19 protein-coding genes are annotated in these 24,966 nt (G+C 43.4%); 7 read left to right on the forward strand and 12 right to left on the reverse strand.

The features are described 5' to 3' along the window. The first annotated feature begins 48 nt into the window (after window positions 1-48). Window positions 49-189, forward strand: coding sequence for a hypothetical protein (locus LCH52_01065; protein ID MCA0387062.1), 141 nt, complete (start codon window positions 49-51; stop codon window positions 187-189). Between the two features lie 156 nt (window positions 190-345). On the opposite strand, the gene LCH52_01070 is transcribed toward LCH52_01065, so the two are convergent. From LCH52_01070 to LCH52_01085, 4 genes are all read right to left on the reverse strand, one after another. Further along, the gene (locus LCH52_01070) at window positions 346-2,094 is read right to left on the reverse strand and encodes a putative DNA binding domain-containing protein (GenBank protein ID MCA0387063.1); all 1,749 of its coding nucleotides are present in this window, start codon (window positions 2,092-2,094) and stop codon (window positions 346-348) included. A 137-nt stretch (window positions 2,095-2,231) separates the two neighbouring features. Continuing rightward, window positions 2,232-2,588 carry a hypothetical protein gene (locus LCH52_01075; GenBank protein MCA0387064.1) on the reverse strand — a complete coding sequence of 119 codons (357 nt, stop codon included), beginning with the start codon at window positions 2,586-2,588 and terminating at the stop codon, window positions 2,232-2,234. A 256-nt stretch (window positions 2,589-2,844) separates the two neighbouring features. Then, on the reverse strand, window positions 2,845-3,417 hold the full coding sequence (locus LCH52_01080) for a phosphatase PAP2 family protein (protein MCA0387065.1): 573 nt from the start codon (window positions 3,415-3,417) through the stop codon (window positions 2,845-2,847). A 9-nt stretch (window positions 3,418-3,426) separates the two neighbouring features. Next, window positions 3,427-5,445 carry a putative porin gene (locus LCH52_01085; GenBank protein MCA0387066.1) on the reverse strand — a complete coding sequence of 673 codons (2,019 nt, stop codon included), beginning with the start codon at window positions 5,443-5,445 and terminating at the stop codon, window positions 3,427-3,429. A gap of 78 nt (window positions 5,446-5,523) precedes the next feature. Between LCH52_01085 and LCH52_01090 the strand changes: the two genes are divergently transcribed. From LCH52_01090 to LCH52_01105, 4 genes are all read left to right on the forward strand, one after another. Beyond that, entirely contained in the window at window positions 5,524-6,234 is a 711-nt protein-coding gene (locus tag LCH52_01090; protein MCA0387067.1) for a class I SAM-dependent methyltransferase, read from the forward strand. Then, window positions 6,231-7,667 carry a 23S rRNA (uracil(1939)-C(5))-methyltransferase RlmD gene (gene rlmD / locus LCH52_01095; GenBank protein ID MCA0387068.1) on the forward strand — a complete coding sequence of 479 codons (1,437 nt, stop codon included), beginning with the start codon at window positions 6,231-6,233 and terminating at the stop codon, window positions 7,665-7,667. Before LCH52_01090 ends, rlmD begins: the two co-directional genes overlap by 4 nt. A 193-nt stretch (window positions 7,668-7,860) precedes the next feature. Continuing rightward, complete coding sequence (locus LCH52_01100) at window positions 7,861-9,501, forward strand: T9SS type A sorting domain-containing protein (GenBank protein ID MCA0387069.1); 1,641 nt, start codon at window positions 7,861-7,863, stop codon at window positions 9,499-9,501. 202 nt (window positions 9,502-9,703) lie between these two features. Next, a complete protein-coding gene (locus LCH52_01105; GenBank protein ID MCA0387070.1) occupies window positions 9,704-10,303 on the forward strand; it encodes a Crp/Fnr family transcriptional regulator in 600 nt (199 codons plus the stop codon). Window positions 10,304-10,312: 9 nt separating this feature from the next. Here LCH52_01105 and LCH52_01110 read toward each other — a convergent pair whose 3' ends face one another. Next, complete coding sequence (locus LCH52_01110; GenBank protein ID MCA0387071.1) at window positions 10,313-11,317, reverse strand: D-cysteine desulfhydrase family protein; 1,005 nt, start codon at window positions 11,315-11,317, stop codon at window positions 10,313-10,315. A 181-nt stretch (window positions 11,318-11,498) separates the two neighbouring features. Here LCH52_01110 and LCH52_01115 point away from each other — a divergent pair, with 181 nt between their 5' ends. Both LCH52_01115 and LCH52_01120 read left to right on the forward strand, forming a co-directional pair. Beyond that, window positions 11,499-12,215 (forward strand): pirin family protein, encoded by a 717-nt coding sequence (locus LCH52_01115; GenBank protein MCA0387072.1) that lies wholly within the window; start codon window positions 11,499-11,501, stop codon window positions 12,213-12,215. A 43-nt stretch (window positions 12,216-12,258) separates the two neighbouring features. Continuing rightward, complete coding sequence (locus LCH52_01120; protein ID MCA0387073.1) at window positions 12,259-12,789, forward strand: YceI family protein; 531 nt, start codon at window positions 12,259-12,261, stop codon at window positions 12,787-12,789. 56 nt (window positions 12,790-12,845) lie between these two features. Here the strand turns inward: LCH52_01120 and LCH52_01125 are convergent, their stop codons facing one another. From LCH52_01125 to LCH52_01155, 7 genes are all read right to left on the reverse strand, one after another. Continuing rightward, window positions 12,846-13,331: a DUF6328 family protein gene (locus tag LCH52_01125; protein ID MCA0387074.1), complete on the reverse strand. Its 486-nt coding sequence runs from the start codon at window positions 13,329-13,331 to the stop codon at window positions 12,846-12,848. Window positions 13,332-13,425: 94 nt separating this feature from the next. Continuing rightward, window positions 13,426-14,322: a glycoside hydrolase family protein gene (locus LCH52_01130; protein MCA0387075.1), complete on the reverse strand. Its 897-nt coding sequence runs from the start codon at window positions 14,320-14,322 to the stop codon at window positions 13,426-13,428. A gap of 30 nt (window positions 14,323-14,352) precedes the next feature. Then, a complete protein-coding gene (locus LCH52_01135) occupies window positions 14,353-17,637 on the reverse strand; it encodes a carbohydrate-binding protein (GenBank protein MCA0387076.1) in 3,285 nt (1,094 codons plus the stop codon). Between the two features lie 122 nt (window positions 17,638-17,759). After that, window positions 17,760-19,748, reverse strand: coding sequence for a cellulase family glycosylhydrolase (locus LCH52_01140; GenBank protein ID MCA0387077.1), 1,989 nt, complete (start codon window positions 19,746-19,748; stop codon window positions 17,760-17,762). A gap of 26 nt (window positions 19,749-19,774) precedes the next feature. Further along, window positions 19,775-22,018, reverse strand: a complete 2,244-nt coding sequence (locus LCH52_01145) for a glycoside hydrolase family 3 C-terminal domain-containing protein (GenBank protein ID MCA0387078.1) — start codon at window positions 22,016-22,018, stop codon at window positions 19,775-19,777. 46 nt (window positions 22,019-22,064) lie between these two features. Next, window positions 22,065-23,861 (reverse strand): family 16 glycosylhydrolase, encoded by a 1,797-nt coding sequence (locus LCH52_01150; GenBank protein ID MCA0387079.1) that lies wholly within the window; start codon window positions 23,859-23,861, stop codon window positions 22,065-22,067. 68 nt (window positions 23,862-23,929) lie between these two features. Beyond that, complete coding sequence (locus tag LCH52_01155) at window positions 23,930-24,958, reverse strand: PorV/PorQ family protein (protein MCA0387080.1); 1,029 nt, start codon at window positions 24,956-24,958, stop codon at window positions 23,930-23,932. Between the last annotated feature and the right edge of the window lie 8 nt (window positions 24,959-24,966).

The following is a 24,966-nucleotide window of genomic DNA, read 5'->3' on the forward strand; positions in this document are numbered from 1 at the left end:
GATTTAACGAAGTTCCGCAGAGGGATGAGCCCTTTAGGGGATATATGTATGGCTAAAAAACCAATACCTGATACCTGCAAAAAAACCCGTCAGGGTGATATGTGGGTAGATAATCGTGTAATTAAAAGTTACCCGACATGTCTTCGAAAATTTAGTGACCCGGATGAAAGACTTGGGATAACTGGCTAACTCCCGGATTTCCGGAGAATTTATTTGAACTGTAACTTATTATAAATAAAACAGTTGCCATCTTTTTTTCGAATAATATGGAACTTTTCTGGAGAATTTCTGGAGAATTTTCCAGTATCGTTCTGCATCTACTCAGGTTTGGGGACCGGAAAAACTCTAAAAATCAGTAGTTTCACCTAACCGTTTCATCTCTTTGAGCCCAAGCTCTACAGCACGGTCCAATATTTTTTCGTTTTTCTCTAATTTTATGCCTGCAATATAAAATGTTGACTTCCCCTCCCCAACTCTGTCAAGTAACCCCGCTTCAACCATTTTGTTAACCGCATATTTCACTTGTGCTCTTGATAATAAATTCTTGAGAAGGAACTCAAAGTCTTTCATCCGGCCTTTTTCAAATTCTTTAATATGTTTTAACAAAATAATAGCAATCTGAATATCGCTAATGGGTTTCTGATTCGAATATTCATGTTCAGTTCCTGTAAAGATGTAATAATCTTTTGCCAGAATGAATTTTTGCGAGTTCGTTTTTCCAACTCTTTCGAGTAACCCTTCTTTTTCCATTTTTTTCAGTATCAAAGAGTCGAGATTCCTGAGATTGTCTCCTCTTCTTATACAATTCAAGGTAATAATTTCCTGAACGCTTAGCTTTTCACCATTTTTTCTGTTTTGTTGGATCTGATGGATAAATAAGGCGAAAGCCTTGTCCTGAACAATGGAAGACAACCGTAGCTCTACTTGAAAGTCGTCAGATTTTGAATAATCAGGTTCCGGCTTGGCTTCTGATAGCGATTGATAATATATTTTATCGATACCTTGCCCGCTTCTTTCAACAATTCCTGTCTTCGCCATCACATCACTAAGTAAACGATTTCGTGGTGTGCTGTTGACAGTCAGTAAGTTTTGCAAAGTTACACCCGGGGGGAAACCACCTGCATTTACGACATGCAGTTCATTCGGGAACTGTTTGATCACAGTTTCACTATTCCTCATATAGTCCCGGTGTGCAACAGCATTATTTATTGCCTCCCTTATCACTTCTTTATTAAAAAATGGTATGTCAAAAATAAACGGACCTTGTTGTATCGGGAACCTACCATTTCGCTGATTTATTGCATCCCATAATTTATCTATAGTCAAAAAATAAGATTCACTGAATATTTGACGGTTGTCAAAATTTATTTGTGTCAATGAATTTCTGTATTCGAGATTTATTTTTGATTGTGGCAGATGTTTTGCAATTGCGGACTCCTTTCCGACAAGTATCAGGGCTGCAAAAGTAATATTATTCCCATATATTAAGTCCAAATCTGAGAGTGCCTGTTCGTTTGATTGCGAAAGGAACTGAAGATTATCCTGTTTTTTAGAATACGCTTCTTTAAGTTTATGAATGGCATTCTCATCGAGATCGTTGAATGACAGTCCTGAACACACCTTTGCTGAGAAATCAGGTTCCTGCTCTTGTACTATCTTTAAATATTGCCGTTCATCCATTGGTATCAGTTCTTCACCTACCCGCATTAATGGCACATCTTCGAATTTATAAACTTTTCCAACCGGTCGGGGTGGAATGGCAATCAGTAGAACTCTTTTGCCACTTTCATCGTACAATTCCTGAATTTGTACACGAATTTTCAAATCTCTGTATATGTCCTGTTCTAATCTACCAACATTTTCAATACATTGTCGCGTCCCAACCACTTGGTGAGGATACTTGTCATTTATTCCAAAGACTAGATACCCGCCCCCCTCATTCGCAAAAGCACTTACATATCCTAAGATACATCGCCTTCGCTCCTGTGGTGTTGGTTTCGAACCACCGTTATAACTGAAATTGCCTCCTTTTGCTTCCTTAAACTCAATCTTGTGTTCAGTTTCTTTAAGTTTTATTAATTCTTCTATCCTCATTTCGATTCTCAGAATTACGATTTGATAATTGATTCAGATTTATATCTGAAATAAATAATTTAAAACAGCATTTTACTGACGAATTCTAGAAAACCCGCCGGGTATTCGATATTCCGAAACTCCGAAGTTCTCTCCCCTTACCACCCCTTGGGTTTCAAAACATTCCTTGGGGAATGTTTGAATTTTTCGATCATGTATTTTTCATTGTAGCCGGCAATGCCACAGCCGACTTTAGTGAGGAGGAATTCAAGGTCGGGATTGGTTTTTGCACATGCAAAAAAGTTTTCGACACTTTTGGTGATTTCATCATCGGTTCTCATTCCGAAATTTTCATCGAGTGTCGGGAAGGCATAACATTGACCGGTGAATCCTTCGCCGACACCAAGTTCCGCACCGAATAGTTCAAGAGCCTGTCTTGCAGCACCGCCGTAATGTTTCCCGGCGAGGTTTGATCCAAAAACAAATATTTGATTTGGTTTTAATGATTCGATCATATTGTTTTCCAATATTTAGATTCCAAAAACATTTCATTTTAATTGTTAAGCCGGCATTAATGAAAGGACAATCGAGACGATTGTCGCTCCTTTTCTGATTTCTGGAAAATTCATCCGCGAAAATCTGTCTAATCCGCGTGTATCTGCGTCCTCTACCCATATGTCGCCACAAGGGCTTTCCCCCCTCTGCGAAAATCCGTCTTATCTGCGTGTATCTGCGTCCCTTAAAAATCCGTGGTAATCTGTTTCATCCGTTTCATCCGTGTTCCATTTCCTTCTCTCCCATCTTAAAAAACTTGTTCTCAATATAGATCTGCAATTTTGCAAAGCCGTAACCGATTGCACTTCCGACGAGAGCTCCCGCGAGAGTATCCGACGGGTAATGGAGACCGAGATAAGGTCTGGAAATTGCTATCAAAGCTGCAGTTATAAACAATACCCATTTAAGATTTGGATATAACAAAGAAAAAAACATCGCAACGGCAAAATTATTAACGGCATGACTGGACGGAAACGACAATGTCCCTTCCGGACCGATTGGTGTGATCACATCTGGAAGAAAATTACAGGGTCTAACCCGGTCGAAAAGGTTTTTCAGGAAATTTGAGCTGATTTGATCACTCGTTGCAATCAGTAAAATTGCCATAACCGCAGCAATTCTTCCTCTTTTTCCCCCTTTTGTTACCAAAATTCCCAGCATAATAACATAGGTGATGTACCAACTGTTTACATCGGTTATAAGCGAGAAGAATCTGTCCAGAGGTCTGGCACTCAATGTGTGGTTGAAAAAATAGAAAATCGCTTTATCGATCTCAAAAAGAAAATCCATTGTTTCCCCTTAGTTCAGAAATTCCCATGAGATGCCAAATCTGATGTTCCTTGGCAGCACAGGGTAATATGGTGAAAGATAATATTTTGATCCGAGAAGATTTTCCCACGAAAAATAGAGTGTCGCAACCTTCTGAATTGTACCCGCAAGAGCGAAGTCAAGTTGTCCCGATGCCGGAACATCATCCATAAATGGAGTGTAGAGTACCCGGTCGGTGAAGAAATTATAAAATGTTGCCACCGAAGAGGTTCTGTAAGAATACGAAAGAGTGGTTTTCAGGTCAAGAGCATCATTGAAGAGAGTGTCTCTGAAAACTATTCCCACTTTTGAATTGAGGAGAGGGATTATGTTTTTTTCAGAGTCTTTGAGCCGTTTATGGTTGTATCTGATATCAGCAAAACAGGAGAATGGTCCAATTTTGTAATCCGCTGAGGCTGCCGCTCCAAAAGCGAGATTCTCGGGTTCAATCGCAGGTACAAACCCGATTGCGACCATCGGATCCATTGTTGGCATAAAAGTTCCGACCAAAGTTCTGTCAGAGTTTGCAGCCCAGCCGAGGAGTTTCAAGGAAAGAACCCCGTCGGCATAACCCAGCTCCCCTTCCACCCGGGTGATGGAAGTTTTGGCATTTATGTAACCGTAATCCTGATCAAAACTGTTGAGCCAGGAAACTCCGCCTCTGAATTTGAAATACTCCGCAAACTCAGCTTTCCCTTCACCACCAAAACCCGTGTAAACCTCCCCCTCATAAATAAAAAGCTTTCCGAAACCTGAGAGAGCAAATCCGCCCGCTTTACCCGTCAGAATACCCCCTGCAGAGAAGGAGTTTTTCCTTGCCGGACCTGAAGGAACGAAGGTACCACTTGAGCTGTCGAACCAGAAAGATTCCTGAGTTACGGCATCATAATTTGCATGAACATCGGCAGCGAAATATTTGGTATCGAAAGTCGTTCTGAACGATCCGCCTGTGGCTGAAAACTTTCTGTCGATCATGAACCGGTTTGGATTTGTGAATAACGAATCCTCATTCTGACGGAATTCGTTTGTATTCGTCTGGTGATACAAAGCCCCTTCGAAATACCCTTTGCCGGCAAAATATCCAAATGCCTTAAGATTTATCCTGTGCGAAGCGTTTTTTTGATATCTGTTCAGAAAATTCACGGGAGCAGCTCTGTCGTCATACAGAATGTCGTCAATGGTTCTTCCGGGAATTGAAGCTGCCAAAGTTTTTGCAGAATCGTAATTTACACCACCATTCAGACCAAGCGACTGCTGAACATAATTGTATCCTGCCGAAAGATTAAAATACTTCGAGGCGATATACTTCAGGTTTATTTTCCCTTTCCAAAGAGAGAGATCACTATTTCTGAAGCCGTCATCAACCTTTTGGTTTGTGATTTCCGTATAAAAGACCAGCCTGTTTTTAATCGTCTGATTGTACTGCACATCGATGTAACCTTCTCCAACGGGTCCCTCGAAATATTTTATCCGCGAATATGGTGCCCCCGAAACAAAATCCCGTCCCGTGATTGATACGGTAATCTGGTTGGGTCTGTTTCCGTAAAGAAATCCCATGTAGGAGGGGTAAAGGGAGAGCTTTTCGATATAGCTTTCCTGGACATCATCAAAATAGAGAGTATTTGTGGTTCGATTGTTGATTTCGATACCGTCTTCGAGAAAACTGATTCTCCCGAGTCCCTCTCCATAATATGTAATCTCGGAGGGAAGCCCAAGGAATCCCATGCTTCTGTTGTAGGCAACAGGAAACTGAGAGAAAAGTGTGGCACCGTTTCTGTAATTCAGATATCTAAGGTATTCTGAGTCATACTCATACAGAGCCCCTTGAAGAGGAATTTGATAAACCGGCACAAGAGTATCCACAACCACACTGTCACGGGGAGACCGGGGCAGGCGGGTTGTATCTCCCGGCACCGGCAGCCTGTTTTTTGATGTGTCGATCTTTGAAGGATCGAATGCCTGCGACAATATCATGGCTGAAAAGAGGACAAAAACGAACAGAAATCGCATTAAAACTTTCTGACTGATGATATCAAATAAATAATCTTTAAATTTGCTTCTTGAAAAATATTAAAAGATGGATTAAAATTGCCGGAAAATAAATCTCCCTTCCTTCCCGGAGGGGATTCACCCGTGAAATTCTTTCTGAAGGAATTCCCCGAAAGGGATTGTTCACTTCTGATTCTTGGGAATGGTTTCCCGCAACTCGTTCCTTTTTTCGTTGATGCAGGATTCTCCTCCGTAAAAGCTGCATCTGATGACAACACCGAAGTTTTCGAGTATAAGGCAAACACCCCCAAAGAGAAGCAGATCCCCTCTCTCTGTGTCGATTATGCTTCCCTCGACTATAAGGACGAATCATTCGATCATGTTTTTTGTCAGGCAACACTTACACTTTCGGGCAGAAACAAACTGATAAAGCAGATCCGAAGGGTTCTTAAACCGGGTGGCCACCTGACAACCTCGGAAATCCTCTGCAATAAAAAACCTGCACCTACATTTCTGAATGACATCTGGGCTGAGTCAGGACAGGACCCCCTCTACACCGATGAGTTTGAGCCTTACTACACTTCCCGGGGTTTTATAATAAAATCCTCTGCCGACTTCACCAATGATCTTGATGAATTTTACATAAAATCGTATAAACTTCTCGAATCGAGTCTGAAGTCACTTCCCGCTGATAAAAGGGTACAGTTCCGGAAAGATTTTGTTCAGGAGAAACACGAGATTACCTCACTCGTAAAAGGAGGAGCCTTAAAATATATGAACCTTAAAACGATGATACTGCAAAAACCATGAAATTAGTAAAAAACAGCATAATTGAACTTGAAATAGAGAGCTACGCATTCGAAGGAAAGGGCGTTGCATTCCTTAGAGATGATGAAAATCCCGAAAATGAAAGGGGTTTCGTGGTTTTTGTTCAGGGTGCATACCCGGGTGAAAGAGTAACTGCAAAGCTGATCAAAACAAAAAAGAACTATGCCGAATCTGTTGTTGTTGAAGTGCTGCAGAAATCCCCTCTGCGTGTGGAACCCCTCTGTTCTCATTTTGGCGTCTGTGGTGGTTGCAAACAGCAGGACCTGGTCTATTCAGAACAGATAAAACACAAACAACAGCAGGTAGCTGAAATATTTAAAAACATCGGCGGTATCACCGAAATTGAGCAGGAACCGATTCTTGGGGCTGAAAAGCAGTTTTATTATCGAAACAAAATGGAGTTCTCCTTCTCCCAAAAAAGATGGCTCACTTCGGATGAGGCGGGGAAACCGGATGTTACGAATCAGGGGCTTTTTCTCGGGTTGCATGTTCCCGGGGTTTATGACAAAGTGCTTGATCTGAAGGAATGCAAACTGCAGTCACCTGTCTCTGAAGAGATAGTTGGATTCACCAGAGATTACTTTACGGAGCTTGGTTTCGAGGCATATTCCACCAAAACACATACCGGCTATCTTAAAAATCTTGTGATCAGACAGTCAGCAAACATTCCCGATTTGATGATCAATCTGGTGACAGCAAGTGAGGATCAGGCTGTTACCTACAATTATGCATCAGCTCTCAAGACTAAATTTCCACAGATTACGACCATAGTAAACAACATAAATTCCTCAAAAGCACAGGTGGCAAAAGGAGAATATGAGATTGTGCTCTTCGGTGAAGGAAAAATTTATGATAAAATCGGTGAGTACACATTCGGCATAAGCGCCAATTCCTTCTTCCAGACCAACACTTCGCAGGCTGAGAAACTTTATGATACAACTCTCGAATTTGCAGGCCTCACCGGTTCCGAAATCGTTTATGATCTCTATTGTGGAGCCGGAACAATAACGATCTACATGTCGAAACACTGTAAGGAAGTTTACGGATTTGAAGCGGTTGCCGATGCAATCATGGATGCAGGAATCAATAAAGATTTGAACAAGGCACCACATCTTCATTTCTATCTCGCTGACCTCTACAAAAGTTTTCTCCCCGTTTTGGCAGCCAATGACATTCCAAAACCGGATGTGGTGATTCTTGATCCGCCGAGAAGTGGTATGCACCCGAACACCCTTGCGGACATGCTAAAAATAAAACCGGCAAAGATCGTGTATATCAGTTGCAATCCGACAACTCAGGCGAGAGATATTAAAGAACTTCTTGCAGCCGGATACAAGCTTGTGAAAATGAGAGCTGTGGATATGTTCCCTAATACATATCACATTGAAAATGTCGCTCTTTTGATTTTGGAGTGAGAGGATTCAATTATTAATTAAATAACAAGGGATTATCATTTTAATAATTTCCTGTTTGAACATACTGTATAAACCCTTTATTTTTATTGTTTTGGAGGGATTTCAGGGCATTATTCCGATTGGTACAGTTATTGATGAATAAAATTCATATTGCCTTGTGCAACCGTTTCATCTTTAATCAATTGGAGCTCCAATGAAAAAGTATGTCCTTCATTTTTTTGTAATCACAGTGCTCTCAGTAAGCACCCTCTTCGCACAGGGTCAGCCAACCCTCCCCTTCGATTTTGAAAATGGCACCCTCAACTACACATTTACTGACTTTGGCGGCGGTCTGGCTACCAGAGTTGCAAACCCGGCTCCGGGGGGAATCAATACCACAGGATTTGTCGGCAAAATGATCAAAAATGCCGGTGACCCCTGGGGTGGATCATGGATAGCAATGGCTGGCAATATCGACTTTTCTGTCAATAAAATATTCAAAGTAAAAGTTTACATGCCAAGAATTGGAGCAAGACTCCTGCTTAAAGTTGAGAACGCCACTAATGGTGGGATTGCATTCGAAATGCAGGATACCGGCACTGTCGCAAATGCATGGGAAGAACTAACCTTCGATTTCTCAACTATTAATACTGCCAACACCTACGCTAAAATGGTCTTCATTTTCGATCTTGGTACAGTTGGTGCAGGTGGTGCAGAATACACATACTACTTTGACGAAATCAGACTCGTTCAGGGTGGTGGCGGACCAACACTTACTCAAATGAATCTCCCTGTTACCTGGGATGATCCAACCGTCAACTACGGTGTTGTCGGTTTTGAAGGTGCTGAACAGTCAAGCATTATCGCCGATCCAAACAATGCTTCCAACAAAGTTGTCAAAGTCATCAAGACTGCAACCGCTCAACCCTGGGCAGGAACAACAGTTACTGCAGTTACCGGCGGACAGCAGACAGGTTTCTCTGCAAAAGTGCCTTTTACTGCAAACGAAAAAAGAATGAATGTAAGAGTTTACTCACCACACGCTCCGATTCAGGTAAGACTGAAAGTTGAAGATTATCAAAACGGTGGTGTCTCATGCGAAACTGAAGCAACCCTCTCCATCGCAAATTCATGGCAGACACTTGTTTTCGATTTTGGATACCCTGCTCCGGGAACTGCAACCCTCGATCTCAACGCCTATCTTAATAAAGCTTCCATCTTCTTCAATTTTGGAGTTAATGGCGCAACTGCGGGTGAAAAAACCTATTATTTTGATGATGTAAGATTCGGCGTCGATTTTGTACCTGTAGAACTCACTTCCTTCACCGCCAATGCAAACGGCTCCTCCGTTGATCTTAACTGGGCAACCGCAAGTGAGACCAACAACAAAGGTTTTGAAATTCAGAGAAGTGTAAACAACACTGATTTCGCTACCGTCGCTTTTGTAGAAGGAAAAGGAACATCAACCTCAACTTCAAACTATGCCTATTCAGATGCAGTTCAGCCGGGTAAATATACCTACAGACTGAAACAAATCGACTACAACGGCAGTTTTGAATATTCAAACGCAATCGAAGTTGATTTGGCTCCATCATCCTTTAGTCTCGATCAGAACTATCCAAATCCATTCAATCCTTCAACAGTTATCAGATTCAATCTCCCTGTCTCAGGATTTGTTACCCTCGCAGTTTACAACAGCATGGGCGAAATGGTCGGACAGCTCCTTAGCAAAGATCTCTCAGCCGGATCACATGATGTCTCCTTCAATGCTGCAAATCTTCCAAGCGGTACATATTTCTACCGTCTGAATTCAGGAGACTTCACTGCCACAAAGAAAATGCAATTAATTAAATAATGCAATAATCCAATAATGCAGTAATGCAATAATTTTTTTTAGATTGAGGTTGTTCGGAAACGGGCAACCTCTTTTTTAATGCAGCAATGCAATAATCCAAAAATGCAGTTATGGAATTGTAGGTTTAGTGAATTTTGTGCCGGGTTTTTCTGTTTTTTACATAATTATTCCCATTTTTGTATTGAATTTTTAGAGAAACGAGATGGATGAGATTTTAACAGCAGCACAGAAATTATTCGACGGTATAAAAAGACACTCCAATCTGACTCCCGAGTGCGAAGCCATGATAGCCTCCCGGCTGTCAAAGAAGGTTATAAAAAGGAAACAGTATTTTATTCATGAGGGACAGGTAGCCAAATCAGCGGCTTTTGTAATCAGTGGATGTCTCCGCTCTTTTTCGATTGATGAGAACGGTTTCGAGCATATCCTGCAGTTCGCTCCCCAAAACTGGTGGATAACGGACATGTACAGCTTCATTTCCGAAAAGGAAAGTTTCCTGAACATCAATGCCCTCGATGATTCCGAAGTGTTGATTCTCACCCGTCGCGACCAGATCGAGCTTTTCGATAAAGTCCCGGCTCTCGAAAGATATTTCAGAATCATCACCGAAAACTCCCTCGTAAACAGTCATCGCCGGCTGCTGGACAATCTTGCCCTCCCCGCAAAAGACAGGTACCTGAAGTTCTGTCAGGTCTACCCCACTCTCGTGAATACTCTCCCTCAAAAACAGATCGCACAATATCTCGGAATTACCCCCGAATTTTTGAGCAAAGTAAGAAGTGAAGCTTTAAGGGAGAGGTGAAGCGAGCACTCAAACCCATATCCTCCTGAAATTTTTATTATCCCCCGCCGGGACTGCTCTGGCGAATACTGCCGGCATACCACCCGAGTGAGTGAAGATTACAGGCACTTCCCTGTTCAGTTTCCCTGTGCGGGCAAGCTCGAACAATCCGTACATCGCCTTGCCCGTATATACCTGATCGAGGATCATTGCTTCGAGGTTTGCACAAACGACACTTGCTTCCTCTGCGCCTTTCACCGGAACTGCGTATCTATCGTAATACTCGTCATAAATCTGAAGTTTTGTTTCAGAGTAAGCGGGATCAATGCCAAGTAACCGGCAGCTTTCTGTCATCAATTCTCTCGTCCGCTTTTCAATAAATTCTTTGTTGTGTGAAACACTTATTCCTAGAATTTTTGCTTTTGGCATGTAAATTGCGGCACCAAGGGCAACTCCCGCATACATGCCGCACGAACTGACTGTAAGCACCACCTGAACTGGCAGGTCTCCGAACTGGTCTGCGATTTCTTTCATCGCTGCAACATACCCGATTGCTCCGAGCGGAGTGGACGCCCCCATAATTATTGTGTATGGTTTCTTCCCTGCAGCAGTGAGTTCGTCCGACCAGTTGTACATTTCGCGGTTCAGTACCTCTTCATCACAACTTCCGACGATATATCGAATATCCGCTCCATATAACGCATCCAAAAGGAGGTTCCCTTTCAGTTCATCCACATCGTCTCCACCGAGGACGAGTTTGATATCCAGTCCGGTTTTCCGGCATGCTGCCGCAGTCATCCTTGCATGATTCGACTGGGTGGCTCCAACCGTAATAACTGTATCGCACCCCACTTCAAGTGCCGCAGCAAGTTCAAATTCAAGTTTTCTTACCTTGTTTCCTCCCAGTGCAAGACCCGTCATGTCGTCTCTCTTTATGAGGAGCGATTTTAAGCCAAGGTGTTTGGCGAGTGCGGGTGCTTCTTCAAGCGGGGTTGGAAGTGTTGCCAGACTTATCCGTGGGATGTTTTCAAACATTTTCTATTTCCATTTTTAATTTGAATGCGACAAAAATAGTGAAAAACAGTGAAACACCCCCGCCGGCTTCCCAAAACACTTAATCTACATTAAGAGAATTTCATAATCCAGTTCATCGTTTCGCGGCTGTACATCTCCGTAAGTTTGTACAGTTAATTTTTGAAAACAAGGAATTAAAATCATGGCAAGCACAATTTTACATAAGTCAGCGACGCGAGGTCTTGCAAGCCACGGATGGCTTGTAAGCCGCCACACTTTTAGTTTCGCTAACTACTACGACCCCGAGAGAATGAATTTCGGTACGCTCCGTGTTCTTAATGATGATTTTGTTGCACCGGGCATGGGATTTGGTACACACCCGCACGACAACATGGAAATCATTTCCATTCCTTTGGAAGGCGATCTTGAACATAAAGACAGTATGGGAAATACCACTGTAATAAAGAACGGTGATATACAGGTTATGAGTGCCGGCACAGGTATCAGGCACAGCGAATATAACAAGAATAAAGAGGTGCCGGTAAAATTTTTACAGATTTGGGTTTTCCCGGACAAGAGAAATGTAATTCCAAGATATGATCAGATTACACTGAATGCAGAGGACAGGAAGAACCGCTTCCAGCAGATTCTTTCCCCGTCCGCCGATGATGAGGGTGTCTGGATAAATCAAAACGCCTGGTTTCACATGGCTGATCTCGAAAAAGGGACCAAAATTGAATACAATATCAAAGGCGAAGGAAACGGACTCTATGTTTTCGTTCTCAATGGAGATGTAACAGTGGAAGGTCAAGCCCTCTCAACAAGAGACGGCTACGGCTTGTGGGACACAAAAACAGTAAATTTTTCAGCAGATTCAAATACTTCCCTCCTTTTGATGGAAGTTCCAATGACAGTTTAATTATCAAAAAAAACAAACAATAAAAAAACCGGAGAAAAACACAATGGCAAAGTCAACATGGTCAATCGACCCAACACATTCCGAAATCGGATTCAAAGTAAAGCACATGATGTTCACAAATGTTTCAGGAAAATTTAATTCTTTTGAAGCAACTATTCAGAACGAAGATGACAAATTTGAAACTTCAAATATCTCTTTCAGTGCGGATGTAAATTCCATAAGCACCAACAACACCGACAGAGACAACCACCTGAGAAGCGCAGACTTCTTCGATGTGGAAAAATTCGCAAAACTTTCATTCGTTTCCACCGGCATCGTAAAAGTTGACGAAAACAACTTCAAAGTGTCAGGTGACTTCACAATCAAAGATGTAACCAAAAACATCACACTTGATGCTGAATACAGCGGATTGATGAAAGACCCGTGGGGAAACACCAAAGCCGGATTCGCTCTTGAAGGAAAAATCAACAGAAAAGATTTCGGTCTTACATGGAATGCAGCTCTTGAGACCGGTGGCGTTCTGGTAGGCGAAGATGTGAGACTGCTTATCGAAGTGCAGCTCGTTAAAAGCTAAAAATTTCTTCGGGAATACCCAAAAGGGCTGCTCTCTTAATTGAGGGCAGCCTTTTTTTACACTCTCCTCCTCAAAAAAATCGGGAATAACCACCAGACGAGGATTATTAGAATCCCGACAAAAGCGGTAACAAATATACTCGCTGTAGTCTCCATTACCTGCCAGACTACGAGCTGCGTAACGAGCACGAGTGCCAAAGAAAGGAAGACCAAACCTACAAGAATCATCCTTGTGGCAAACAGTTTAAATGTAACGCGGTGAATGAGAGGTCTGATCAGGCGGTGATGTGCTGCCGGGGCACTAAAGAATACGAGACTTGCAACAGAACACATAAAAGTGGCGATAAAAACCCATTTCTCGAAGGGATGGATTTTCCCAAAACTCTGATTAAATGGCAGTACCACGAGAAATGCAGTCAGTACCTGAGCTCCCTGCAGCAGGATTCTCAATTCCTGAAGCATGTCGTTCAGACTTCTGCCGTCAGGTGCGTTTTCATCTTCGGGTGTTCTCAGGCTTTCAAGGTCTTTTTCTGTCTCGTTCATCTATTTTTCCAGATTTGAATCCGAAAAATAAACACTTCCACACAACTTACGGTATGTATTTTGATCCCGCCACCTGCCGATAAAAAGACCTGAATCAGTTCGACCACGGAAGACTTAAATATAGCTTCCCAAGACTTGTGAGTTCACCCGGTGTCGGATTAAACAGATAGGTATATTTGTTGTCAGGGAGTCCACCCCTGCCGATAAACCACGCATATCGAAATACATCGCTTCTGCTTTCACAGATGGCTACCATCTGACGCATTTGCTCTGCCTGTTTGTCGTAGGAGTTGATGTTGGCGTTCCAGTTTGCAAGTTCTGTTATCCAGATCTGCTTGTTATATTTTTTCAACCTGTCAAGCTGTGCGGCGAGTCCGTAGTCATACCAGTGAAAAGCGAGGTAATCTATGCGGGGAACCTTGCCCGGGTTGGCAATTTTGTATGCAGCATAAAAAGCATCAAGCCACACAACGGGATCGGAATAACCTGTCATTGTCCCCCAGTTCATTGCGGGTCCGACGAGAGATATCGTTCTTCCCTGAGCTTCCAGGTCTGCTGCAACCTGCTCATACTTCAGCCAGTCAACCGCCGCCTGCTGAGGTGTTCTGTTTGCCTGATCAGTGAGATTTGGTTCATTCATAACGAGAATATATTTCACCTCGGGGTGGCTGAGCACAAAGTTTTTGATCGCGAGAATCTCGTTGTTGCTTGGAGTTCCACCCCAAATCATCGGTATAAATTCCATTTTGTATGTGGAATTGTAGCCCGATGGAGCTGTGGTCGTGTAAAACCAGTTGTACCACCATGATACCCCGCCTTTTAGAGCTTCGAGGTCTGCAGCGTTAGTGAGGTTGTATGCAATTCCCCGCTTGGGACTTTTAGTAATGGTCACAGGTGGTGGATCTCCGCCTGTTGAAACTGCATCCTGTTTGCATCCAAACAATATCATTATCAACGAGACTGCAATAAAAATCTTAACTCTGTTTTTCATATAATACATCTCAAAAAATAAATTTACGCTCTATTTTAAAAGTACAATCTTTCGAACCGAGACAAAACTTCCCGACTCCATTTTTACAAAAAAAACACCGCTTGAAAATTCCTTTGCATCGAAGACAACCGAATGAAATCCCGAATTCATCTCTTTGTTCACAAGCATCTCCACTTTTTCACCAAGTGAGTTGTAAACGGCAAGTTTAACCAATCCCGGTTCGGGAAGTGAGAAACGAATCGAAGTGGAGGGATTAAACGGATTTGGATAATTTTGTTCGAGCGAAAATTCAACGGGCTGATTTCCTTCCGTGGCAATATCCGTAAGATCCCGTTTCACATTAATATAATTAAAATTGAATTCGGGTCCCTCTGCTTCAAATCTCATGATATGAACGCCGGCTTCAAGTCTTATTCCGGTTGAAACCACATCAGTCCAGAACTGCCATCCACCCGTGACGGGGACATTTTTCTTACCTGTTACATTTATCCCGTCAATTGAGATATGATAACTTCCACCCCCGGGGACAGAAGCAACACGCGCCGATAATTCATAATATCCTGTTTCGCTCACATTGATTGTATATTCCATCCACTCTCCGGTGACAATCCAGCCGACATCGTATCCACCACCGACATCTCCGCAGCCCTCGATATCGACCCCTTCGTTTGCACGGAAAGGAACTCCCTTGTTTTGCGGGTCACTGTCGTGATAGGCAACACCTTCACCACCAAGATCGTATTCTTCTGCCTGAACAACTGCGGGAACGGTTTTTGGTGTGCCTGCATAAGGTGTGCCGTTTCCGTCAACTGTGATTACAATTTCTCCTCTGCCAACAAGGTTAAGGTTGTTTTTCACTGTCAGAACCGCCGTGTAAACACCAGGATACCTGTAGAGATGCGAGGTGTCAGCACTGAAAGCCTGGGTTGTATCTCCAAAATCCCAGTGATAAGCAGTGATGGTCCCGTTTCTGTCAAAACTGTTGCTCCCTTTGAACTTGACTGTAAGGGGAGCTTTCCCCTTTGAAATATCTGAAATCGGAACCGCAACGGGGAGACCGGCTCCCGAAGTGTCGCCGTTAAAAGAGTGCATCGAACGAGCAGGAACCGGCATCGAATAGCCGTCTGAAAAATTTACCACAACCGGGTTGTTACCCGGGTTATAAGCCACATAAGTCTTCTTCTGGTTGTTTGCCGTGAAAACCGCATATGTCGGGATGTCGGCAGTTACGGTGGTATTCAGTTTACCGATTCTCCTGAGATTTCCGAGCCAGTGATAAGTATGAGCTTTTGTCTCACCATCGAACGCTTCATAATTTGGATCGGCATAAAATTCGTTCATTGCAAATTGCGGATCGGCGAAGGCATACCACTGCCAGATTACATCTTTCCACTTGCGGGGTTTACTGCCGATTTCGTTGACCATTTCGGCGTAATTCAACCCTATATACTCGGGATTCCTTCCATGGTAAAGTGAACCACCTGTCATTGGCAGAAAATTAATTCCATGAATGAATTCAGGATCTGCACCAAACCATGTCGAGTGAACTCCCTTCCCTCCCCAAACCATTCCAAGAGCTTTCCTCGGATATGCGGCAGGGAATGTGGCATCGTTTATATCGAAGAAATATTGCTCAATTGCTGATCTTTCATTCGCATAGAGATAGATACCAAGATCACGAATTGTGTCATTCTGAGTTGCCGCGCCCCAAAGAGCAACTCCCGTTGCAAAGTTCATCGATTCGGAACTTGATTCTTCGTTGTTGCCGTCTCCAAAATCACCATGACCGGCTTCCCATGAATGACCCTCATACGGATCGAAACTTCTCAAGAAGGGGAATCGCCTGTCATTTCTGTCCCAGTTCACGCAATCTTTAATCAGCAGGTTAATCATCCCTCCCCATTGTGATTCAAGAGCCCATTGGGGATCATACTGAGCAACAGTTGCCGCTGCTATGATCAGATAACCATAATGGAAGTTGTGATCGTTAAGCTGGTTGTCAGCCCCGTATCCCGAGGGGTAAGCTGAAATGGTGTTCCAGTTCGCGATATACGACATCTCATGCCCGCCACCGACAGTAAGCCATGCTTCGAGTCTGGTTTTAATCTGCTGAAGAAAATGATCGCGGGCAGCGGTCTTACCGAGCTGATCCGCTATGTGTACCACATTTGCGAATCTGGCAATCGCCTTGCCGTTTTCATAAATCGGACCTGCGGGGAGAGTTTCGCGTGCAACCGTATCAATATATGCCGACAGGATGGAAGGATTATAAATTCCCTCATTTGGAAGTGCCGGCAGGATTCCGTTAAAATCGTGAGTCGTTGAAAATGTGCTTCCGTCAAATATCCTCATTTGTCCACGGACTGAGACATAGGAATAGCTCGTGAGTGGTGCGGTCGTATTCAGCCACTGGTGCCTGAAGAGGGCTGTAAGGGTACTGTTAAGATTTCCGGCACTGCTGTCTTTAAGAACTGTCTGAAGAGTAAAGTTTGAAACCACTTTCGCATTTTGCTTGTCGTAGTTCCACGAGACAGTACTTCCGGTTACAAATGCATAGGCTCTTTTTCTGTAAAACTCAAGTGTTGCAGGGGTGTTGTCGGGTAAAACAGCGACAGAAAGGAAATCCTTACCGTTAAGGTTCGAAACAAGTGTTGTGGTACCTGTCCATACCGAACCGGCAGGAGCGAAAATACCGTAATGTCTGCCCGCAACTGTCAGCCCGACCACACCGTTTGAATTCGACCATATAACCGGGGTCTCAGTACATACAACCTTTGCATTTCCACCTGTCATGGTAAAATATGCATAGGGAAGACCGTGTCCGATTGTCGATTTCATCGATCTGACACCATCATTCCATGAGGCTGTCACTGTCCAGTCACCGTAACTGTCGACCAGAGTTCTTGAGGCACCAAGTCCCTCAACTCCGACTGTTAGCTGTTGTTGATATGGATAGAGATAATCAACAGCAGCGTAAACGGGGTTTAAGGTGTAACCCATGCCAAGTCCGTCACTTCCCGCCTTAACAACCAAGGGAAGGACATACATCGTGTTTGAATGCTGACTGCCATAGAAAGGGAATATCAGGCTGCTCCACCAGTCATTGGTTTGAACAGGCTGATTGAAATTTGAAGAAACTTTTGGAACCACAGGAGAACCCTGGGAGGAGGATGGACCAACGGCTCCGGAAGGAAGGACGGTGCTGTAACTTCCGTTGCCAACCTGCACGGACTGGCTGTAGATAATTTCGCCCTGACAAACAAGGAGCACAACAATAAATAAAAAAGAGCTGAATTGTGATTTTTTCAGACTCATAAAGACTCCTTTTTCGGGCAAATTTATAATTATTAAAAGCGGGCACTTCCCGGAACATCAGTACTTCGGAACCCCGGAACCTCAGTACCCCCGAAGTTCTGAGGTTCCGAATCTCTGAGGTTCTACTTGAGCAGAACCATTTTTTTGGTCGAAATGAAATTTCCGGTTTCCATGCGGCACAGATAAATACCACCTGCCAGATCTTTTGCATCGAATGAAACGGTGTATTCACCCGCACTTAAATCTCCGTTTACAAGTGTTGCCACCTTCTCGCCGAGTGTGTTGAACACACTAATGTTAACAAACCCGTCCGAAGGAATCGAGTATTTTACCATAGTGGAAGGATTAAACGGATTTGGATGATTCTGATTCAGTGCAAATTCGGCAGGGGCTGCCTTTTCGTCCTTCACATCAGTGGAGATTAGAGTAAAATCAATGTTGCTCAGGTTGAATCCACCGGTGTAGAATCTGATCATGAATTTTCTGACTCCGGCAGTAAGATTCACATTTTCAAGTGTGACATATTGCCAGCTCTGCCAGCCACCTGTTGCGGGGACATTGAGAAAATTTCCAAGCCCCTGACCATCCATCAGAAGGAATATGCTGCCGCCGCCGTTCTGTGAAGCCACATTGAGTGAGATATTGTATACCCCGCTCTGCTGAATTTTCACTGTGTACGAAAGCCATTCATTGTTGTCAATCCAGCCGACATCATAGCCGTTTGAAGAAAAATCGTTACATTTTTCGATGTCCACTCCGTCATTCCGGTACTCATAACCTGAATTGTAGGTTGTTCCGTTATTGCTGTTTTGATAAGCAACATCTGAATATGCCACTCCATTTCTTCCCATGTCGTAATCGGGGGCATATATTGTCCCGGGGACAAGATTTTCAGCGTACGGTGTTGTCGCATTCGAAAAGGGCTGTTGTAAAAGAGAATGGATGTAGTCCTTGTTGTAAGTGCAAAGTTCGAGTTTTAAGGCATTTGCCTGTGCACTCAGGGCACTTTGAGCATACGATGCTGAAGGTCTGGAACCACTTCCACCCCAGTAATTCAACAGAGTCTGGTATAGAGGCGAGAGCGTAACAGAGAGGGGACCCACTGCTGATTTAATTTTTTTGTGGGGCCAGGTTGCCCAGCCGATGTTATTGTTTTTCATCAGTTCAGCCATTTCTGTCAGCCAGTGGTTTGAGTTTTCACCTGTTTCACCCAGCCAAAGAGGTCTGTTTGAACTGTTTCGGAGATCGAGCAGATACTGTATGGAACCTGTATTATTGGTATTCCAGTATTTATGAAAACTGTAAACCATATTTGCATCCCAGGGGGGTGTCAAGCCCGTAAAGTTGGTTGCAAACCAGTTACCTTCGATATAGATAATATGGTTTGTATCAACTGCCCTGATTGTGTCTGTGATCCGGATATAGAGATCCCGAAGAGGCTGGTTATTGGTTCCGAGGTCCCATTTGGGTTCATTCAGAAGGTCATAACCGCCGATCCATTGTTTGTCTTTGTATCTCTCGGCAATTTTTCGCCAGACCTTTACAGTCAGATCCCTGTTTTGGGCACTTTGCCAAAGGGAAGGAAGAGCCGAATTGTAATCACTTATCGGTTCATCGCTTTGTCCCCCTGGTGCAGCGTGCATGTCGAGGATAAGGTAAAGCTGATTTTCTTCACACCAGGAGAGGAGAGAATCGACAATATCAAATCCTTTTGTCAGAAACTGAGGCGGATTGGTATTTGTGGCAAACAAATTGTAGTGAAACGGCAACCTGATCGAATTATAACCCCAGGCTTTGATGGAATCTATGTCAATTTTTCTGACATAATTCTTTCTCCAGGTCTCATAAAATTGTTCAGTGTTCGCTTCACCAATAAGATCGACAATTTTAGCTCTTATCTGCCATTGTGCGTTGGCAAAGGCTGAAGTGTGGAGCATGTAGCCCTCCTGCAGCAACCATCCACCCAGACCGATTCCCTTAAGGAAAACTTCCTGACCGTTACCTTTAACAATCGTTTTTCCGCTTACTTTAAGAAACCCCTGGGCAGAGGGAGTAGCCGTTAACATCAAACAGAAGACTGCCCCGGGGAACAACATCAACAAAGATTTCATTTTAAAACTCTTTCGGAGATAACTCCTTATTTTAGTGTAAACTTCGCCTGAAGATTATGAACTGTAACCATAAAATCACCTTTTTCAACGATTCTTTTATTCTGAAGACCAATAAATGAAAGGTGATCTTTGTTTATGACGAATGTTACAGTTTTTGTTTCACCGGGTGAAAGTTCAATTTTTTCAAATCCTTTTAACTGTTTGTTGGGTCTGCTTACCGTACCAAACATGTCGGTCAGATAGAGCTGCACCACTTCCTTCCCTTTTCTGTCACCTGTGTTCTTAACATCAACGGTAACTTTTATTTCTCCGTTTTCAGTCATTTCAGAGGAGTTCAGTTTCAAATTCGAGTATGCGAATTTTGTGTAGCTAAGTCCATATCCGAACGGGAAAAGAGGATCATATTTATTTCCGTCAAAGAATTCGATCGGTTTGTAGTCGTAGAGAGTAATGCCGTTTGGTGATTTAGGATAGGTTATCGGAAGTTTACCACTCGGATTTGTCTTGCCGTACAAAACATCAGAAATGGCAACCCCACCCTGCATACCGGGGAGAAAAGCCACTACAATTCCGTCAACCTTGTCTGCTATTTCAGTGATTATTCTCGGTCTGCCTTCGAGCATTACGAGAACGACGGGTTTACCTGTTGCAATAATCTTTTTGGCATAGTCCAGTTGAGCCTTTGGAAGAGTCAGATCAGTAATGTTTCCCGGGGTTTCGCAGTAAGCCGGCTCACCGAGGCAGAGTACAACAACATCAGATTGCTTTGCCAGCTTAAGTGCGTTCTCTACATCAAGTTCCTTATCAAATGTGCAACCTTCGTTAAAAATTATTTTTTTGGAAGACACCTCGGAAACCATTGCGAGGGCAACTGTCTTTTTATCCTTCTGCATTAATGATTCCTCGTTACCCTGCCAGGTTACAGTCCAGCCACCGTTAAGTACTGTCAACAGGTTGGATGTGGGTCCTGTAACAAAAACCTGCTTGTCTTTATTAAGAGGCAGAACATTTTTGTCATTTTTAAGCAGTATAATCGACTCACTGGCGGCTTTAAGATTGGCTTCTGTGTTTTCAGGAGAAGCAAATTTTGGGAGAAGAGTCTTGTCCGGGTAGGGATTTTCGAAAAGCCCGGTTTTCATTTTCACATAAAGGATTCTGCTGACTGCTTCATCTATTCTCGACATCGGTACCTTGCTTTCTTTTGCAAGTTCGAGCAACAATTCATAGAAACTCAAATCAGTCGGTACCATACTCATATCCACTCCTGCCATTACAGCAAGACGGACAGCTTCCTTTGGAGAATCGGCGACTTTATCGCGGGTAAAAAGTCTCTTGATATCCTCCCAGTCGGAGACGACAAATCCCTTGAACTGCATCTCACCCTTCAAAACTTCAGTAAGGAGGTGATAGTTTGCATGACCCGGTATTCCATCTATTTCCCCTGAATTGACCATAACAGAAAGGGCACCTGCCTTTACAGCAGCTTCAAAAGGAGGGAGGAAAAATTCTCTGAGAGTTCTCTCGGACATATACGATGGGGTTCTGTCGAGTCCGTTAAACGGGAAACTGTAGCCTACATAATGTTTCAGACATGCAATAAAACGGTCTTTTGGAATCAGGTTGTTTTCCTGGGAAGCTTTTACATAGATGCTGCCGAGTTCAGATACGAGAAACGGATCTTCTCCCATCGTTTCCCAAAGTCTGGGCCACAAAGGCTGTCTGCCGACATCAAGAACGGGATTAAAATTCCACGGAATTCCCGAGGCGTATGTTTCGAGTGCAGTGATTTCAGCTCCCTTTTTTACCAGTTCACGGTTAAAAGTGGAAGCCATTCCAAGAGCCTGAGGGAAAAGAGTGGAATTTACCGTGTATGTGGCGCCATGAATCGCATCAATACCATAAATTACAGGAATGTTCAATCTGGTCTTTTTTGTGGCAATATCCTGTATCTTTGTGATAACATCGTGCCAGTATTCGATCTCATGAGCTTTATCGTAAACATTGAGAATGGAGCCGACATGATATTTTACAATCACTTCTTCAAGCTTCTGAAGGTCGAGTTCGTGATGCCGGTCCTTGTTTCCCTGTTTTTTGGAAACTGCCTGGATTGTAAGTTGTGTCATCTGACCAACTTTTTCTTCAAGAGTCATTTTCCCGACAAGTTTTTGGACTTCATCTTTAATTTCCTTGTCAGTCTTCTGAGCGAAGAGAACAACGGGAAGAAATGCCAGAAGGAATAATGTTATAATTGACAGTCTGAGAGTTTTCATGGTATTTACTGTATTTTGTTGTATATGATAAATTTGTTTTAACCGTTTAGTTTAAGAGTACAAGCTTTTTTGTTTCAAGCGAAGAGGGTGTGGCGAGAGAAAAAAAATAGATGCCACTGGCACTCAACTCCTTCCTCCCGAGGGGGAAAGAATGTGATCCTTCTTCCAGCCAGCCCAGCTCTTTTTTAATTAACTGTTCACCCGTTGGACTGAAAAGGGAAAATGTAAAAAAACCGGGTTTGTTCACAGAAAAGGAGATAACCGTTTGTCCGTTAAACGGATTGGGATAGTTCTGATTCAGGATAAATGATCCGGGAATATCGGTTGAACCTTCCTCGATACCGGAAGGCAGTTTCTCAATTACAATTCCATTAATCAATGGTTTATCGAGATGTGTAACGAAGTGAAGGTCTATCTTGCCGTCGTTAACTGCGATATTGTTAAACTCTTTGATCAATGCAGTGTTCGCCCCGGCTTCTGAAAAAATGTCGAGCTGGTTGATAACTCTGCTGTTTTCGAGGAAGACACTGAAAATTCGCTTTCCTGCCTGTGTAAAATAGTTCTCTGCGAACATCAGTTTTACCTTGTAATTTCCATTTGGAACCCTCACGGTGTAAGTGGCGAGTCCGTATTTTTCACTTCTGAAAATTTCGTCTTCATCCGTTCCGTTGATCTGGAGTCCTGCAGAAAATGAGCCGTTCGAGCCATCAAGAGAACCGTAATCAGTTGTGAAACCATAGTCACTTTCGGGGAGATATCCGAGTTGAGCGGTTCCGCCACAATTAATTTTAATGGGCCAGCTCCAGTTTCTTTCGAGAATTATCGAGATTGCCCGCGCAGCAATCGTGTTATTGAACCGGTCTTTCACATTCAGTACGATAAGGTTTCTTGCAGAGGTGAAGTCCCATCCGTCAACGGTCAATTCTACGCTTTTCAGCCCCGTGAGGATTCTGGCAGAGGTTACAGTTGAACCGGGAATGTTGAAGTTTCCAATTGTTTGTGCCGATGCTGAATCGAGCTCTTCGGAAAAGTATGCAATCACTTTGTTGTTGGTCACTCTTGCAGACAGAAAAACAGGTGATTTCACATCGGTGTACCCGAGATTAACGGCATCTGTAAGACAGAGAATCAATTTCGAATTGGTGATAACCGCATTGGAGGCAACAAAATCACAACCATTGCCATTGAATGTATGGGTTCCTTTTTCCCATCTTGCAGTATTCCAGTAGTCGAATTCATCCGACCAGGAGAGAGAAAAATTGTTACCGGTTCCGTAGTTGCCCAATCCCGGTGTATAGGTGTAATACTTCACCCAGTCATAATATGCAAAAGCGGGAAGAGCATTGGGATCGAAGACACCCGCCCAGTTGGTGTAAGTGGGATTCCAGATGTTCATCATCAGTTTTTGAGCTTTGTTCAGGGTCTGGATGTGTGCTCCTGTTTGTCTGTACACTTCGACACCGTCGACAAACCAGGCGACATAGTTTGGAGTCCATTCAAATGCGTAGGTATGAAAATCAGCACTCGGGAGGAAGTTCAAGGGGTAATGACTCTCATGATTCACCTGATTCGGGGTAATGGCGTTGAACTGGATATCATTCTCATATCTGCCGAGAATTTCGATATCGATCTCGTTCCAGTCCTGGATACCTGTGCTAAACTCGTGATAAGTAAAGAAAGAAGAAAGCATTCCTTCGCGGGCGGCAGATTTCAAAGAAACCTCGAACCTCCCGTAAAGGTATGTCTGCTTTGTTCTGAACTCGGCACCTTTATAGTCCTTTGCAGAGAGATATTCCGTGAGCAGAATGGTAAGAGCAACAAGTAGAAGCAGTTTTTTGGTCATGTTTTTATTTTCTTTTATGAGAAACAACCCGGCTCCCGCATCTGGTGAAGCAGGAGCCGGTTAAATAATTAGAATGTTACGGACATTGTAAATTTCTGAATATTGGAGAACCTTCCAAAATCCTGGTAGGCGTAATCAAATATTACAGAAACATTGTTCATAAGATGCTGTTTTATACCAAATCCGGCGGTAAATCTCTCTTCTGAATCCTGAAGGAAAGCTGATTTGTAGCCGCCGCGGATAAAGAGGAATTTATTGAAGCAATATTCAGCTCCGATGTTCAGACTTTCATAGTCATCACTCGGGTGGGTTGCATCAACAGCAACGATAAGGTTGTGCATTTCCGATTTCACGGGGGTGTACATTATGCCAACTCTGAAATTCAGAGGGAGTGACCATGCACCTGTTTCAAGATATGCAGGAATCTTTCCGTTGTTTCCGGTACTTCCCGGATCGAGATCGTGAAGCACGAGATTTGAGTTTCCGAGCAACTGAACTTTTGTCCCGAAGTTAGAGATCGACATTGCAAGCACTGCATCGTCAAATGGTGTAACATACTGCACACCCATATCGATAGCGAAAGCGGTTGCACTCATTTTCCAGATACTCTGGTAGATGAATTTCGGGTTAAATCCAATCGAAAACTTGTCCGTAAGTCTGATGGCATAAGCAAGGCTTATAGCCACATCACTCGCGGTAAAGGTCTCTCCCGTACCACCGGGATAATCGATTGTTGTCACCTTCATTTCACCTACATTGGAACTGAGGAAACTAAAACCAATCGTTCCCATGTCACCGAGATTATAGCTGGCAGCAAGGAAATTGTATTTTATATCCGCAATCCATGATGTGTGATCGAACATCATCTGAAAACCGTCTGCCTTTGTAAGACCTGCAGGATTCCAGTAGATTGAACTTACATCGTTTGAAGCACCGGAGAAGGCACTTCCCATCGCAACCGATCTTGCACCCTGACCTATGGAAAGGAAAGGGGCTGCGGTTGTTCCGCGTTTGGAGACATCAGACTTGAAACCTTGGGCAAATGCCACATTTGCGGAAATAGCAATTAACATTATGATAAATATCTTCTTTTTCATTTCAATCC

The sequence above is a fragment of the Bacteroidota bacterium genome, from assembly GCA_020161395.1.
In the GTDB taxonomy this organism is placed as follows: domain Bacteria; phylum Bacteroidota; class Ignavibacteria; order Ignavibacteriales; family Ignavibacteriaceae; genus UTCHB3.

Coding starts and splice junctions, on each gene's coding strand:
- LCH52_01065 (MCA0387062.1), top strand. CDS start 49: ATGGCTAAAAAACCAATACCTGATACCTGCAAAAAAACCCGTCAGGGT.
- LCH52_01070 (MCA0387063.1), bottom strand. CDS start 2,094: ATGAGGATAGAAGAATTAATAAAACTTAAAGAAACTGAACACAAGATT.
- LCH52_01075 (MCA0387064.1), bottom strand. CDS start 2,588: ATGATCGAATCATTAAAACCAAATCAAATATTTGTTTTTGGATCAAAC.
- LCH52_01080 (MCA0387065.1), bottom strand. CDS start 3,417: ATGGATTTTCTTTTTGAGATCGATAAAGCGATTTTCTATTTTTTCAAC.
- LCH52_01085 (MCA0387066.1), bottom strand. CDS start 5,445: ATGCGATTTCTGTTCGTTTTTGTCCTCTTTTCAGCCATGATATTGTCG.
- rlmD (MCA0387068.1), top strand. CDS start 6,231: ATGAAATTAGTAAAAAACAGCATAATTGAACTTGAAATAGAGAGCTAC.
- LCH52_01100 (MCA0387069.1), top strand. CDS start 7,861: ATGAAAAAGTATGTCCTTCATTTTTTTGTAATCACAGTGCTCTCAGTA.
- LCH52_01105 (MCA0387070.1), top strand. CDS start 9,704: ATGGATGAGATTTTAACAGCAGCACAGAAATTATTCGACGGTATAAAA.
- LCH52_01110 (MCA0387071.1), bottom strand. CDS start 11,317: ATGTTTGAAAACATCCCACGGATAAGTCTGGCAACACTTCCAACCCCG.
- LCH52_01115 (MCA0387072.1), top strand. CDS start 11,499: ATGGCAAGCACAATTTTACATAAGTCAGCGACGCGAGGTCTTGCAAGC.
- LCH52_01120 (MCA0387073.1), top strand. CDS start 12,259: ATGGCAAAGTCAACATGGTCAATCGACCCAACACATTCCGAAATCGGA.
- LCH52_01125 (MCA0387074.1), bottom strand. CDS start 13,331: ATGAACGAGACAGAAAAAGACCTTGAAAGCCTGAGAACACCCGAAGAT.
- LCH52_01130 (MCA0387075.1), bottom strand. CDS start 14,322: ATGAAAAACAGAGTTAAGATTTTTATTGCAGTCTCGTTGATAATGATA.
- LCH52_01135 (MCA0387076.1), bottom strand. CDS start 17,637: ATGAGTCTGAAAAAATCACAATTCAGCTCTTTTTTATTTATTGTTGTG.
- LCH52_01140 (MCA0387077.1), bottom strand. CDS start 19,748: ATGAAATCTTTGTTGATGTTGTTCCCCGGGGCAGTCTTCTGTTTGATG.
- LCH52_01145 (MCA0387078.1), bottom strand. CDS start 22,018: ATGAAAACTCTCAGACTGTCAATTATAACATTATTCCTTCTGGCATTT.
- LCH52_01150 (MCA0387079.1), bottom strand. CDS start 23,861: ATGACCAAAAAACTGCTTCTACTTGTTGCTCTTACCATTCTGCTCACG.
- LCH52_01155 (MCA0387080.1), bottom strand. CDS start 24,958: ATGAAAAAGAAGATATTTATCATAATGTTAATTGCTATTTCCGCAAAT.